This is a genomic window from Kitasatospora cystarginea, assembly GCF_039533515.1.
GTDB classification, from domain to species: Bacteria; Actinomycetota; Actinomycetes; order Streptomycetales; family Streptomycetaceae; genus Kitasatospora; species Kitasatospora cystarginea.
Genome location: NZ_BAAATR010000079.1, coordinates 1 through 13,286, shown reverse-complemented (window position 1 = coordinate 13,286; position 13,286 = coordinate 1). Strand labels below are relative to the sequence as shown.

The 13,286-nt window shown below is 70.5% G+C and carries 11 protein-coding genes and 4 pseudogenes; 8 read left to right on the top strand and 7 right to left on the bottom strand.

Annotation, left to right across the window (positions count from 1 at the left end; genetic code table 11):
* Positions 1-351 precede the first annotated feature (351 nt).
* Positions 352-1,293 (top strand): tetratricopeptide repeat protein, encoded by a 942-nt coding sequence (locus tag ABD369_RS38765; protein WP_344641348.1) that lies wholly within the window; start codon positions 352-354, stop codon positions 1,291-1,293.
* On the opposite strand, the gene ABD369_RS38760 is transcribed toward ABD369_RS38765, so the two are convergent.
* Positions 1,259-1,741, bottom strand: a complete 483-nt coding sequence (locus tag ABD369_RS38760; protein WP_344641349.1) for a helix-turn-helix domain-containing protein — start codon at positions 1,739-1,741, stop codon at positions 1,259-1,261. The genes ABD369_RS38765 and ABD369_RS38760 overlap by 35 nt on opposite strands.
* Positions 1,742-1,911: 170 nt before the next feature.
* Between ABD369_RS38760 and ABD369_RS38755 the strand changes: the two genes are divergently transcribed.
* Positions 1,912-2,361, top strand: a complete 450-nt coding sequence (locus ABD369_RS38755; protein ID WP_344641347.1) for a hypothetical protein — start codon at positions 1,912-1,914, stop codon at positions 2,359-2,361.
* 215 nt (positions 2,362-2,576) lie between these two features.
* Positions 2,577-3,008 carry a hypothetical protein gene (locus tag ABD369_RS38750; protein ID WP_344641346.1) on the top strand — a complete coding sequence of 144 codons (432 nt, stop codon included), beginning with the start codon at positions 2,577-2,579 and terminating at the stop codon, positions 3,006-3,008.
* Between the two features lie 155 nt (positions 3,009-3,163).
* Here the strand turns inward: ABD369_RS38750 and ABD369_RS38745 are convergent, their stop codons facing one another.
* Positions 3,164-4,024, bottom strand: a complete 861-nt coding sequence (locus ABD369_RS38745) for a haloalkane dehalogenase (protein WP_344641345.1) — start codon at positions 4,022-4,024, stop codon at positions 3,164-3,166.
* A 323-nt stretch (positions 4,025-4,347) separates the two neighbouring features.
* On the opposite strand from ABD369_RS38745, the gene ABD369_RS38740 reads away from it, so the two are divergent.
* The 3 genes and pseudogenes from ABD369_RS38740 to ABD369_RS38730 all read left to right on the top strand — a co-directional run.
* Complete coding sequence (locus tag ABD369_RS38740) at positions 4,348-5,166, top strand: helix-turn-helix transcriptional regulator (protein ID WP_344641344.1); 819 nt, start codon at positions 4,348-4,350, stop codon at positions 5,164-5,166.
* Between the two features lie 183 nt (positions 5,167-5,349).
* Complete coding sequence (locus tag ABD369_RS38735; protein ID WP_344641343.1) at positions 5,350-6,501, top strand: MFS transporter; 1,152 nt, start codon at positions 5,350-5,352, stop codon at positions 6,499-6,501.
* Positions 6,502-6,882: 381 nt separating this feature from the next.
* Positions 6,883-7,104: pseudogene (locus ABD369_RS38730) on the top strand (VOC family protein); the annotation flags it as partial.
* A 600-nt stretch (positions 7,105-7,704) separates the two neighbouring features.
* Here ABD369_RS38730 and ABD369_RS38725 read toward each other — a convergent pair.
* The 3 genes and pseudogenes from ABD369_RS38725 to ABD369_RS38715 form a co-directional block, all read right to left on the bottom strand.
* A complete protein-coding gene (locus ABD369_RS38725) occupies positions 7,705-8,097 on the bottom strand; it encodes a nuclear transport factor 2 family protein (RefSeq protein ID WP_344641342.1) in 393 nt (130 codons plus the stop codon).
* A 314-nt stretch (positions 8,098-8,411) separates the two neighbouring features.
* Positions 8,412-8,902 (bottom strand): annotated as a pseudogene (locus ABD369_RS38720) (transposase); the annotation flags it as partial.
* Between the two features lie 59 nt (positions 8,903-8,961).
* Positions 8,962-10,434 carry an FAD-dependent monooxygenase gene (locus tag ABD369_RS38715; RefSeq protein WP_344641341.1) on the bottom strand — a complete coding sequence of 491 codons (1,473 nt, stop codon included), beginning with the start codon at positions 10,432-10,434 and terminating at the stop codon, positions 8,962-8,964.
* Between the two features lie 105 nt (positions 10,435-10,539).
* Here ABD369_RS38715 and ABD369_RS38710 point away from each other — a divergent pair, with 105 nt between their 5' ends.
* Positions 10,540-11,172 (top strand): TetR/AcrR family transcriptional regulator C-terminal domain-containing protein, encoded by a 633-nt coding sequence (locus tag ABD369_RS38710; protein ID WP_344641340.1) that lies wholly within the window; start codon positions 10,540-10,542, stop codon positions 11,170-11,172.
* Between the two features lie 47 nt (positions 11,173-11,219).
* Here the strand turns inward: ABD369_RS38710 and ABD369_RS38705 are convergent, their stop codons facing one another.
* On the bottom strand, positions 11,220-11,543 hold the full coding sequence (locus tag ABD369_RS38705; protein ID WP_344641339.1) for a carboxylesterase family protein: 324 nt from the start codon (positions 11,541-11,543) through the stop codon (positions 11,220-11,222).
* Between the two features lie 152 nt (positions 11,544-11,695).
* Positions 11,696-12,874: pseudogene (locus tag ABD369_RS38700) on the bottom strand (amidohydrolase family protein); the annotation flags it as partial.
* Here ABD369_RS38700 and ABD369_RS38690 point away from each other — a divergent pair.
* Positions 12,861-13,166 (top strand): annotated as a pseudogene (locus ABD369_RS38690) (IS1634 family transposase); the annotation flags it as partial. The pseudogenes ABD369_RS38700 and ABD369_RS38690 overlap by 14 nt on opposite strands.
* Positions 13,167-13,286: the final 120 nt, after the last annotated feature.

Below are 13,286 nucleotides of genomic sequence, written 5' to 3'. Positions count from 1 at the left end.
CCGAGCGGTGGGGGACCAGGTACACGGCTCGCGGCAAGGTCATCTGGTCCGAACAACCACTGACCGCGCCCGAGTTCCAGTTCGAGGCGATGCTGCTGTAACCCCCGGACGCTGGCATTCGGTGCCCGGACCTGTGGGACTGGACCCCATCGGAAGAGGCGATCGGATGCTGGACAGGCGTCCCTTCCGGGGAAGGCGTTCAGTCGGTGGCTCCCGCGGGGCTTTGCCGGTTGTCGCGGCGGCTCTTCCGTGTGAGGGAGTCGCGGCTGATGGGCGTTGACGGCTCGGGTAGTGGGGCGGGCTCCGTACGGGCGGAGTTCGTCGCCAGCCGGGACGGTAGCGAGCATCTCGGTGTCGATCGCCCGGCACGGGCGGGGTGAGGAGGCGTTCACCCTGCTCCTCCCGCAGATCGAGGACTGGTTCCTCGCCGCGGCCCTGGTCGACGTCGCCGAAGGCGCTGGCCGGGACGAGGACGCCGCCGCGCTGCTGGCCGCCCGCATCGAGGCGCCACAGGGCAGCGAGGACCCGTCATGCCGCCGCAGCGGCGTCAAACCGGACAACGCCGTCTACCTGCTCGCCGCGATCCGCGAACGCCAGGGCCGCATTGACGATGCGATCGCGCTGCTGCACTCCCGCGACCACGGCCAGCTGGCAGACCTGCTGGCCCGGCACGGCCGGATCGAGGAGCTGCGGGCGTACGCGGCGACCGAGCACCACGGGCGCGCCGCGCAGCGTCTCGCGGAACTGCTGGAGGAGCGCGGTGACGTGGAGGGCGCGATCGCCGTGTACCGGCAGCCGGGGGATCCGCAGGCCCGCCGGCGCTCCGGGGCGGTGCAGCCCAAGGAGCTCCTGGTGCGACGCGGCCGGGGCATTGAGGCGATCGAGGTGATGCGCTCGCTCGGGGACTCGCCCGGTGGTGCGGAGGACTGGATCGTCCGCAGCCTGTGCGCCCTGTACGCCGACCAAGGCCGTGCCCAGGACGGCCTGGACTACCTCGACGCCCTCAAGGCGCACCATGGCGAGGAGGAGTGGGGCTTCTTCGAGATGCGGCTTCCGCTGATGGCCGCCTGCGGTCGGCGTCAGGAAGCAATCGACTTGGCGCGAGCGCATCCGGAGGGTGACACGTGGTACGGGGCGTCTTCCATTGCCGAGCTGCTGGCCGACGATGGACGCATCGAGGAGGTCGTCGCCGTACTCGAACCGCACCCCGACGGTAACCGCAGCGAGCTGGCCTGGTACCTCGTCGACCTCGGACGCGTCAAGGACGCGGTGGCGCTTCTTCAGCAGCGCTAGCCCAGACCGGCCGAGCACCTTTCGAGTGGGGCGCCCGCCGACGCGCCCCACTCCGAAATCGCATGCCCTCTGGGGGCCGAGAGCGGGAACCCGCTGGCGCGGGTCCCTTTCGGGGTGGGGAAGCGGCCGTGTTCGGCGGCGTAGGCGCGGGCGTGCTGCACGCCTGTCGTGAAAGCCCCGTCGGGTGTGTGGCAGCCCCAAGTGCCGGCGTGCCGCGGTCGGCTGGCTCCAGGTCGAGGCCCGCGGCGAGTCTGGACACGGAGGACAGCCGTGGGCTCCGCCGGCCGGCCTCCAGCACGCTGATCGCGTGCGCGGACTCACCGGACCGCTCCGCGAGTTCCTCCTGAGTGAGACCGGCCCGCAGCCGGTGGCGCCGGAGCGTTTCCCCGAACTGCCCAGGCACGTGCGTCCCCTGCCGACAGTCGTCAGACACGGCCGGCGTCCCCATGGTTCCCGTGCCGTCGGTCAGTCCATGACCGTAGACCATCGCGGTGACGAAAGACCATACGAACGCCAACTCAACGCCATGGGATCGGCGAGGGCGGTGCTCGACGATGGTTCTCGTCCAGGAACGGCGTCCCTGCGGGGAAGCCGGCGAGGCAGAGGAAGCGGGAGACGATGAACATGAGGAAGTCCGGGCTGAGGCGGCGTCTGGCCGGCGTCGGCACCTCGGCCGTACTGGCGGCCGGTCTGGTGACAGGCATCTCGGGCACCGCCCACGCGGGAGGCTACGGCTGCAACGGAAACCTGGTCTACTCCCAGGACTTCACGGGAGAAGGCGACTACGCCAACACCGTGGTGGCGACCGTCTACGGCTACTGGGACGGTAGCCACAACTGCGAGGTCGCGGTGAAGAAGGTGTTCGTCGGACAGCGGACGCGTACCGGCATCACGCTCTGGTCCAACGTGGACAGCCCGAAGGACGACACCGACTACTACACCACCTACGCCGGCCCGGTCTCGGTCTACGCGGTCGGCTCGTGCGTGTGGGAAGAGGTAGACATGTGGGACCCGGCCGGCCACGAGATCGCCCAGACCTTCAACGGTCAGCCCCACAACTGCGGCTGACCGCAGTCATCCGTCGCACTTGAGGGAGACCTCCAGCCAACAACGGGCCTCGCCCTGCCCCTGGAACCACCCCGGTGCGTCCTACCGGAGCGGTAACCCGCCGCCCCACCCTGCAGCGGGACTCCGGCCGCCTCGGGATGCGGCGGCGATACGGTCGGCCGCTGTCATGTTCTCCAGCCAAGTCAGTGCACCAGAAGCCATGACGGAGAGATGCCGTGTTTACTGGAAAGTCCGTACTCAAGCGGGCCGCCATCACCCTCAGCACCGCGTCCCTCGTCTCGGTCGCGTTCATGACCACGTCGGCCTCGGCGGTCTCCGACGACAGTAATGGTGCCGCCGCGCTGTGCGGATCCGGCTACCGCCCCCTCGACGAGATCGACCTCAACTCGGAACACGTCTACCTCTCGTACAACGGCGGCACCGACTGCGTCGTCACCATGCATGTGCCCGGCGACTGGGGCTCGCCGATCGATGACACGAACGCGTGGGTCGCCACCACGCCCAACCCGCCGTCGTCGCAGTCCGACTCGGGCACCTACTCGTACTACGCCGGGCCCGTGTACGTCTACGCCCCGGGCCAGTGCATCTACTGGGGTGGTGGCGACTACTGGGGCCAGTTCAGCAAGGGCCCGGACCACTGCATCTGAGCCTCGCACTTGTCGTGACGGCCCGTCGGTTCTCCGACGGGCCGATTCGGCTTCTGCGCCCTGCACGCCGATGAGGGAGCACGGCTCCAGTGCGACGAACCAGGTTCAGCTCCAGTCGAGTTGGCTGCTTGGCATAGGGGTCACCCGCGCGGAATTCACGGGAACCGCTTTGCGATCGCCTCTGCGATCGCGGCCGGTTCATGTTCCTGAACGAAGTGCCGCGCGTGTGGCAGCTCGACTACGTCGAGGTTGGTGAAAGCCGCACGCATCCGCGGGATACAGGCGTTCGGACGGAACACCATGTCCCGCATACCCCACACCAACAGGGCAGGCTTGTCACCGAGTAGGACGGGTACGTCTCGGGCGAGCTGGTCCAGCAGCGGGCGCGCGGCACGAATTTCCTTCGGCATCACGGCGAGTCCGCGCCGGGCTTCCGGGGTGGGTTGCACCGCGCGGTAGTGGTCGGCCTCGGCTGCGGTGAGTTTGGGGCCCAGTTCTGCGAGCAGGACGCGCTCGACGAGGAAGTTCTGTTCGAGTATCCGCCGCCGCATCGGACGGCTGCTCATGATCATGCTGAACGCCCGATTCGCCATCGCTTCGATCGGCCAGAACACGGTGTTGCCCAGCACGATCCCCCTCACCCGATCCGCGCGGGCGGTGACCGCGCCCAAACCGATAGGTCCGCCCCAGTCCTGTCCCATCAGAACGAAGCCGTCGAGCCGCAGATGATCGATCAGCTCGCCAATGACCGCGGTGTGCTCGGCGATCGTGTAGCCGAAGCCTGCTGGACGTTCGGACAATCCGAAACCCGGATAGTCGACGGCGACACAGCGGTAACGGTCGCGCAGGCGGTTCACGATGTGACGGTAGAGGAAACTCCACGTCGGAGCGCCATGACAGAACAGGAGCGTCGGCCCGGTCCCCTCATCGATGTAGTGAACCCGCCCGACGGACGAGTCGAACCAGCGCGACTGGAAAGGGTACAAACCCCCGTCAGGAACGAAGTCGATCAGCATTGGCCCCTCCCCTCGATCCCACACTACATATGCAGTACCGGGCGCGCCGTAGCTTCCACCGAAACCGCCACCCCCGACCGTCAGTGCAGTGGCCGGGCGCACTGTGCCAGCGGTGGAGACGCCCGGGGACGGTCATCAAGGAATCGGCGCGGGCGCCGGGACGGCCATCAAGGTTGGCGGCCGGACGTTCCCGGGAGGACCACGTCGGGGCGCAGGACGACCAGGTGCTCGCCGGCGTACGCGGCGGGGTGTGCGAGGTACGGTCATGCGGTCACCCCGGCGGCCCACTGCGGCCGTCGGCCGAACGGACGAAGGAGACCGGCATGCGACCCGAGTACCCGGCACCGGAGCAGCCCGGGCTCGCCGGACTGTTGCGGGCCTGGCGCGCGCGGGCCGGCCAGCGGTCGGGGCGCGGTCGGCCGCTCGCCCAGGTGGAGGTGGCGGCCGGGGCCGGGATGAGCGAGCGGTGGTACCGCGACCTGGAGCGCGGTGCGATCCCGCGCCTCGACGCCCGGACCCTGGGCGCGCTGGCGGACGCGTTGCGGCTGTGCCCGGACGAGCGGGCCACCGTTTTCCTGTACGCGGCCGGCGGTGAGCCGTTCCCGCCCGTAACGCCGGAGCGCGGGGCGGGTGAGTTGGCGCCCCTTCGTCGGCTGCTGGCTCAGCACGAACCGGAGCCCGCGTTTCTCACCGACCACGTCTGGAACGTACTGGACCACAATGCCGCGGCGGCACACTGGTTTCCGTGGATTTCCGAGCCCCGGGCGAATGTGGCCCGCTGGGGGCTGACCGATGCGCGGGCCCGGGAACAGATGGCCGACTGGCCACGCCACGGCCGGGCCTTTCTGGCCATGCTCCGTTTCGCGATGGCCCAGTACCCGCGCGAGGAAAGGCTGCGCGCATTGCTGGACGAGGCGCTGGCCGATCCGGAATGCCGGCGGATCTGGGACGCCGGACCGGTCGTCATCGCCCACCGGGACGGCCACGACGTCCGGCTGCGGCTGCCCCAGGTCGCCCCGGAGCCGGTCGAGGTCGTCGCTCGGGTCCTGCTGCCGACCGGTTGGCCGGGACTGCGCCTCACCCTACTGGAAAGCGCGCCGAATGCCACACCACTCGACCGGCAAATCATTGCCGGTCGGTGAACGCCGTTTCCGATTGACACTTCTTCGGGCGCATTGACAGGATCTTCGCCGTTCCCGGTGATCACCTGACCTTCTGTTCCGGAGACGGCTTTGAAAACCCGCCGCAGCACCGACCATTCACGTACCCTCGGGGAATCCGCGGAATACCGGAAGGGAATTCCCGACCGCCGGGCACGGCACACCATGCTCCTTTCCTGCCTGCTGGTCTTCCTGGCCCAGTTGACCACCACGATCTACCTGCCCTCGCTACCGGAGGTGGCCCGGCACTTCGGCACCTCGGGCAGTGGCGCCGAGCTGTCCGTCTCGTGCTTCGTGATAGGCGCGGCGGCACCCGTCGTACTGTGGGGCGTCGCGGCCGACCGATACGGCCGCCGCGCGGCGCTGCTCGCCGCGCTCGCGCTGTTCACCGGCGCCGGCGCGGCGCTGATGGTGACCGGCTCGCTGCCCGTACTGCTGGCGCTGCGCACGCTCCAGGGGGTCGGAGCGGGCGGCAGCGCGATCATCGCCCGGATCCTGGTGCGGGACCTCGGCAGCGGCACCGAACTCGCCCGGCGGCTGTCGGTGCTGTCGATCGCCTTCATCGGCGCGCTGGGCGGAGGCCAGTTCCTGGGCGGCCTGATCGACCGGTACGCACGCTGGCAGACGGGCTTCGGGGTGCTCGCGGCACTCGGGCTGGTCGCGATGCTGGGGACGCTGCTGCTCCCGATGGAACCGGCCTCCGCCACGCGGACGCCATCGGCCGACGTCTGGCGCAACTGCCTGGCCATCGCCCGGACGCCCGGCTTCCTGCGGCCGGCCGCTGCGGGAGGTCTCGGGTTCGCCGCGCTCGTGCTGCTGCAGCAGGTCAGCCCGTTCGTGCTGCAGCAGCACTTCGGATTGTCCGCCGAGGCCAGCGGCACTCTCGGGCTGCTGCTCGGGGCGGCGTACCTGGCCGGAGCACTCACCGTCAACCGCCTGGTGGCCAGGGTCGGTCCGGAGCGCCTGCTGCGCAGCGGGCCGCTGGTGGTGACCGGCGCCGGGGCGCTGCTGACGGTGCTCTGGTCGTTGCCCCGCCTGCCCAGCGGTGCTGCGCTGGCGGCGTTCACGGCGCTGTGCTGCGCGGTCGCCTTCGGCCAGTCGGTGCTGTTCCCGAACAGCATGGCCACCGCTGTCGGCGCGGTGGCGGACCCGGGTGCGTACGCCATGTCACTGTGCGGCTTCCTCCAGCAATCGATGGCGGGCGCGACGGCGGCCGGTGCCGTCCTCCTGCACGGCGAGGTGCTCTGGTCCGCCGCGGTGGCCGGACTGGGCCTTGCCGCTTGGCTGTTGACGCATCCTCCGCGCCGCGCCCGGTGAGGCGCGGAACCCTCAGCGGCGTAGCGCGTCCTGGCAGCCGACGTCGCGGACCACCCGGCGCAGCACCTCCGGTGCCACCGCGCACTCATCCTCGGTGACACCGTCGTGGATCTCCGAACGGACCTGTCGGAGCAGCCCCCTGGCGCGGGCGGAGGCCTCCCGTTGAAACGATCACAGCGAAGAACGGATACCCTCTGATGCGCCTTCGCGACCTCCCCGCTGCCGAGCGGGTGCCAGATCGGCGCGGCCGGCCCGCGCTGGATGAGGTCCACGATCCGGGCGGCGCCTGGCTTGGGGCGGAGGGGGCATCTCGGCGGTGGCCGGGTTCTCTTCGGCGGCCGTAGCCGAATCATGGGGTGCAACACGACCGGAACGTGCAGCGTCGGCCCCTACCTGGAGTTCCTCCGCACCTCTGACACCAAGAGCGTGTGGAACCGCGTCCACCTCGATGTCTGCCCCTACCCCGGGGACGACCCGGCGGCAGAGGAAGCCCGACTGCGCGCCCTGGGCGCCACCGACCCTGGTATCGACCAGTCCGCAATCTCCTGGACGGTTCTGGCCGACCCGGAAGGCAACGAGTTCCGCCTCCTCACCCCTCGCTGACCTTGAGCGACGGCTCCGGCCGCTTTCGGGTCAGCGGCGAAGACCGCGTGGTATCAGCGCACGCCGCCGGGGACGGGACGGGGGTGGTGTCCCCGGGTGACCCAGCGCGCGCGTCATTGGACGCCAGGAAGGCCACGAGCGGGTCGTAGTCGTCGACGGTACCCGGACGGCCCCGGCGCCTACGGCGGCGCTACGCGCTGACCTTCGGCCACCGTGGACAGTCCGTCCCGCCCCTGGAACTGGCCGTCCATCGGGCACCCCTGTGGCGCCCGGCCGCAGGTCAGGTGCCCCATGGTTGGGGAGATCCATCGAGCAGGTGTGGGGGGAACTCCCGATCAGGGGGTGGCCGGTCTCGAAGAGCGCCATCACATGATGGGGCTCTTCGAGACCGGCTGCCTGGTGCTCATGGAGAGCCTGGACGGTGCGTGTCGCGTGTTCCGGTCGCCGCCGCCCGTTCGTGCCGGCTGCCCGGCGTGGCCGTTGTCCGGGGCTGGTCGCGGGCCTGTTCGACTCCGTTGCTCGTTGTCGTCCGCCGGCTTGGATCCTGTCGTTGTCGTCTTGCGGCGGGGGGCGTGGCAATGAGTCGGTTGGTGCGGGGGTTCAGCGGGCGCTGCCGAGGTTCCGGTCGGCCTCGTCGCCTTCGAGCATGAGGGTGGTTTCCTCGATGCGGCGGAAGCGGCCGTCGGGGGCGAATTCGGCGAAGAGGTAGACCTCCATGCGGACGGTGGAGCCGTCCTTCTTGATGACCTCCATCGTGTGGCGGTCGGCGTAGCGGTCGCCGGACGAGAGTTCGTCGTGGACCTGGACGGAGCCGCCGGCGACGACGGTGCGCAGGTGGGCGATGTGGGCGAGGAATTCGGTGCGGTCGGCCCAGCTGCCGTCGGTGCGCTGGCGGTAGTCGGGGGCGAAGTGGCGGTCGGCGGCCTCGTCGAGGTCGAGCCCGGGGGTGAGGAGCAGGTCGGTGAGGGCGGCGCGTGCGTCGGTGCGGTTCATGGGGTTCCTCCGGTTGCAGGTGGTGGTGGCCCGCACGGTGAGTGCACGGTGCGGATGATGCGTGCCTTAAGCACGCATTTACTGTAGCAGAAAAAGCGTGTGTGACGCACGCTAATCTTGGGGGTGACGAACGCAGGGGCGACGAACACAACCGGGAACGGCATCGCCCGCGCCCTCGGGCTGCTCCTGCGGCGGGGCACCCGGGCCCGCCCCTACATCCACCTGACCGACGCACTGGGGGAGGCGGTCGAGCCGGCGGCGAAGAGTCCCCGGCCGGCGGTGAAGGGTCGTTGCTTGACGAAGCGGCACGGGAGGCGGGAGGGCTGCTCCCCGCGTATGGAGGATCCGGAACTGCGGGTCGCGGGGGCGAGTACGGCGTATGAGGCGAGGTGGCCGACGGTTGAGAAGGCGCTCGCGTCGCCGACGTCGATCAGGATGCGGGCACCGGTCCTGGTCCCGATGCCGGGCACGGAGGTGAGGATCTTGGACAGTGGGTGCTCGTCCAGCAGCTCCTGGATCCGCTTTCCAGGAGCTGCTGGACGAGGACGACCCGTAGGGAGTTGGCCAGACTCGGCACGATCAGTGCGGCGGCCTCGGTGCCCGGGACGACGACGGTCTGCTCGTCGAGAGCGGTGAGGATGTCCTCGACGAGGTGCCCGAACATGCGCGGGGCCAAGGGTCGGGCGACGCTGAGCAGGCGGCGGCGTCAGGCCTTGCGCAGGGTGGCCGGGAAATCGAACCGCTCCAGTAGGGCCGGCACCCCCGGGTGGTCTTTCTGGCCGGGAGGCGCCCCCAGAACACGCTCGCCTCCAGCCTTCGGCCGGGAGGTGCCCCGCCTTGCGATGCACGCCTGGATGGGGGTGCTCAGCGGCACAGGGTGCGCAGGGCGGTGAGGCAGTCCGCGGCCCGGCGCAGCGGGTCGGTGTCGGTGCTGGCCCAGGCGATCCGGGCGTCCGGCCGGATCAGAACGGCGGTGACGTCCCGCCAGATCGGATCCGCTGCTTCGGTGTTGACGGTGACTGCCCGCTGTTCCAGACCGACTGCGGAACACGGCGTCCGCGTCCCGCCGAGGTCCAGCAGTAGTGGCCGGCCGTGGTGCATCAACGGGTGGGCGGTGGGTGCGTCGGCCGTGTCCAGGGCGAGGCCGGCCAGCCGCGTGCCGTCCAGGGGGTGTGCGCCGGGTGCGGTGTCGGCGGGGAGCGGGTCGTCGAAGCCGGCGATCCGGCGGGCCCACTGGCGGTTGGTCTGCGGTTCGGCCAGCGCGCTGGACCAGACCTCGCGCAGCGCGATCTGCTCCGGGCTCGCCGCGGCGAACAGGGCGAGCTGCGCGCGGGTGTTGTCGATGACGGCGCGGGCGGCCGGCCGGCGCTCCGTGTCGTAGCTGTCGAGCAGTCCGTCGGGCGCCCGGCCCTGGAGGGTGGCGGCCAGCTTCCAGCCCAGGTTGGTGGCGTCCTGGATGCCGAGGTTCATGCCCTGCCCACCGGCCGGGAAGAACATGTGCGCCGCGTCCCCGGCCACCAGCACCCGTCCGGCCCGGTACCGCGCGGCCTGGCGGGTGGCGTTGCCGTAGCGCGACAGCCACCGGGGGTTGCGGATGCCCAGGTCCCGTCCCAGTAGCGTGCGGGTCTGCTCGCGTACCTCCTCCAGGGTCAGCGGTTCGCCGGTGCCGTGGTGCATGGTGGCGGTGGAGAGGCCCGCGAGCCGGTGGACGCCGTCGCCGATCGGGGCCGCCAGGAACGAGCCGGCCGGCCCGGTCGCGGCGAGCGGGGCGGTGGGCGGGTCGTCGAGTTCGACGTCGGCGAGCCATCCGGTCAGGGTGGTGTCCTGACCGGGGAAGTCGATGCCGGCCGCCTGGCGCACCGCGCTGCGGGTGCCGTCACAGCCCACCACCCAGCGGGCCCGCACGGTCCGGTGGGTGCCGCCGGCCCGGATCACCACCTCGACGGCGTCCGAGTCCTGGGTGAGCGAGACGACCTCCTCGCCGCGCAGCACCCGGGCGCCCACGGCAACCGCGTGCTCCTCCAGGAGCTGTTCGGTGACGGACTGACCGAGCGCCAGCATGAACGGGTGCACCGCCCCGACTGTGGAGAAGTCCAGCCTGGTGGTTGCCGCCCCGAAGTGGCCGGTCGGCACCGGGGTGCCGCGTTCGATGAATCGCTCCGCGAGTCCGCGGGTGGCGAAGGTGTCCAGCGTGCCGGCCTGCATGCCGACCGCGCGCGACCGTCCGTCCGGTGCCGCCCGGCGTTCCACGACGGTCACCTCCACCCCGTGCAGGCGCAGCTCCGCGGCCAGCCAGAGCCCCACCGGGCCGGCCCCGGCGATGAGCACGTCGAGCATGACAACCACTTCCTCTCGCTCTTGTCCGTTGGACAAGGAGGAGCATGCCCTAGAATTGTCCATTGGACAATAGGGGCGTGGAAGCCGACCGGAGGGGTGCATCGGATGGGTACGACACGGAGCGAGATCGTCGCCGCCACGCTGGCGGTCCTTGACGAGCACGGGCTGGACGGGGTGACCATGCGCGCCGTCGCGGCCCGGCTCGGCGTGCAGCACAACACCGTCCGCTGGCACGCCTCCAGCAAGGGCCGCCTGCTCGAACTGGCTTCCGACGAACTCCTCGCGCACTGTCTCGACGAGCCGCTGCCCGAGGCGTTCCCCGACCGGCTCAAGGAACTGAGCCGCCGCTGCCGCGCGGCGCTGCTCTCCCGCCGCGACGCCGCCAGGATGGTCGCGGGCGTCTTCGCCGCCGAGCCCCGCACGCTGCGCTACGCCGACACCGTGATCGCCACCCTGCTGGCGGCCGGCCACCCACCGCGCACGGCCGCGTGGACCCACTGGTCGATCTTCTACCTGACCCTGGGCCTGACCCAGGAACAGCAGGCCGCTCAGGAGACCGCACCGGCCCTCCTCCCGGACCAGGTCCCGGCCGACACCTACCCGGCCCTGGCCACTGCCCTGCCGTACGTCGGCCCCGACAACTTCGACCAGCGCTTCGAATTCGCCCTCGACCTGATCATCGCCGGCCTTCCCCCGGCCGAGGGGGTCAGTAGTTCGGTCGCCCGACGGCGACGCTAAGGCGGCCAGTCCGCTCGAGCGTGGCAGACCGGATGGTGCGACGGGTGTCAGGCGAAGTGCCGGACGGTCGCCGGATCGGCGGGCTCGTACGGGTGCCACTGGTCTGCGGCGGGCTGGCCGGTGGCCACGAAGGCCGCTACCGCCTGGGAGAACGTGTGGGCGAGAGAGCGGGTCGCGCTGGTGGTCTCGCCGAGCATGGGGCTGTCGGGGTAGTCGTCGACGGCGTTGAAGAAGAAGGGGAGTTCGACGCAGTGCGTGGCGCCCAGGTGTGCGGGGTCCGGAACCGGGGTGTAGTCGAATTGGTAGACGTAGGTGGAGTTGCCGGCCGCGGCGTGGTGGTCGCCGATGGCGAGGGTGCTGTCGCGGAACACCCAGATGACCTGGGCACAGCGGCACTCCTACCCTTCAGGCCAGTGCCGACCCTCAGACGGGCCTGATGGCAGCGAGCTGCTCGGCGAAAGGCACCACGTCTGCGAACGGATCCGTCCGCGCCCGACGGTGTCGAGCACCGCCGGCAGGCGTTGATCGGCGGCACCGCCTCGTCGATGCCCTCGTACTCGGCCGCGGCGTAGACGATGCGCCCGCCGGTGACGGTGAGGACGGACTCGATGTGGGCGATGTCCTGCTCCGGGACGGTGAAGAAGTCGTCGGAGAGGATGGCGAGGTCGCCGTAGAACCCGGGCTTGAGGATGCCCTTGACGTCCTGCTCTCCGGTGAGCTCGGCGCCGGCCCGGGTGTACATCGTCAGCGCCGTGGCCCGGTCGACGCGGTTCTGCGGCGGGTAGATCGTCAGATCGCCGACCGTCCGCCCGGCCACCAGCCAGTGCAGCGCGACCCACGGGTTGTAGGAGGACACCCGGGTGGCGTCGGTGCCGGCGCCGACGGTCAGACCGCGTTCCAGCATCGCGCGCACCGGTGGTGCCTCGGCTGCGGCTCCGGCACCGTATCGGCGCACGAACGCCTCGCCCTGGAAGGACATCCGGTTCTGGACCGACAGGGCGCCGCCGAGCGCGGCGACGCGGTCCAGGCTGTCGCGCGAGACGGTCTCGGCGTGGTCGAACAGCCAGCGGTTGCCCGCCGGGAACAGGCCGTCGGCGGCGAGCTTCTCGAAGACCGCGAGGTCGCGGCGGATCGTCTCGTCATAGGTGGCGTGCAGGCGAAAGCCCCAGCCGTTCTCCATCAGCAGCCGCACGGCCTTTTCGAAGTCGCTCTCGTAGGAGCCGAGTTCCGGTCGTGGCTCGGTGAAGTTCTCGAAGTCGGCGGCCGACCAGGTCAGGTTTTCGCCGGCGCCGTTTCCGTTGCGCAGGCCCATGGCCAGGGCGATCAACGCGATCAGCGCATGCGCTCCACGGCCGTTCGTCGCGAAGGCGCAGACGGCGGCCGCGGCCAGCAGCGCCGCTTCCGTCACCAGCGTGGCGCGCAGCCACCTGTGCGGCGAGCCACGGCGCATGACGCTCTCCAGGCGCCCGGCGGCCGCGGCACCGACGAGGAAGGCGGCCAGTGACACCAGGGAGCCGGACACCGAGAACCCGGGCACGCCTGCGGCGGCGAGAAGGCCTTGGCGGATCCGGCGCTGTCGGCGCGGATGAGGATGTCGGTGCCGTGCCGGTGGGCATCGGGGATCTGGGCGAGCGCGGCATCGAGCACGGCGATGTGGTCGGCGGCCGTGTTCGCGGCGGCATTGCTGGGGCTGGCGCGACATGAAGCAGATCAGCGACCTGCGGCCCGTCTATCACCGACTCGAAGAGCGAATCCGGGCCCACGTCGTCCTGTGCTGGCTCGCCCTCCTTCTCATTCGCATCTTCGAGACCCAGGCCGGGACGACCTGGTCCGAGGCCCGCCGCGAGCTCCGCCTCCATGTTGGGACGTTCACCGGCCCCACCGGCACGTTTCAGCAGGTCACCGGCCTGACCAAGCCTCAGCGAGACTTGCTCGCCAAGCTCCGCATCCCCCACCCCAAGCAGGTCCTCGACCTCCAGCCCGCACCCCGCTGACCAGCCGAAACACCATTGCCTAGCCTGCGCGTTTCACTTGCGGTGGTGTCCAGATCATGAGCGGGAACGCGAAAGTGCCTTCTGTGCTGGGAAGATGAGGCTTGTCGAAGGTCTCTGTCA

Excerpts from the sequence above, each read along its gene's own strand:
- ABD369_RS38745 (WP_344641345.1), bottom strand. The coding sequence starts at position 4,024 with ATGCTGATCGACTTCGTTCCTGACGGGGGTTTGTACCCTTTCCAGTCG.
- ABD369_RS38715 (WP_344641341.1), bottom strand. The coding sequence starts at position 10,434 with ATGCTCGACGTGCTCATCGCCGGGGCCGGCCCGGTGGGGCTCTGGCTG.
- ABD369_RS38760 (WP_344641349.1), bottom strand. The coding sequence starts at position 1,741 with ATGGGGACGCCGGCCGTGTCTGACGACTGTCGGCAGGGGACGCACGTG.
- ABD369_RS38735 (WP_344641343.1), top strand. The coding sequence starts at position 5,350 with ATGCTCCTTTCCTGCCTGCTGGTCTTCCTGGCCCAGTTGACCACCACG.
- ABD369_RS38710 (WP_344641340.1), top strand. The coding sequence starts at position 10,540 with ATGGGTACGACACGGAGCGAGATCGTCGCCGCCACGCTGGCGGTCCTT.
- ABD369_RS38725 (WP_344641342.1), bottom strand. The coding sequence starts at position 8,097 with ATGAACCGCACCGACGCACGCGCCGCCCTCACCGACCTGCTCCTCACC.
- ABD369_RS38755 (WP_344641347.1), top strand. The coding sequence starts at position 1,912 with ATGAACATGAGGAAGTCCGGGCTGAGGCGGCGTCTGGCCGGCGTCGGC.
- ABD369_RS38740 (WP_344641344.1), top strand. The coding sequence starts at position 4,348 with ATGCGACCCGAGTACCCGGCACCGGAGCAGCCCGGGCTCGCCGGACTG.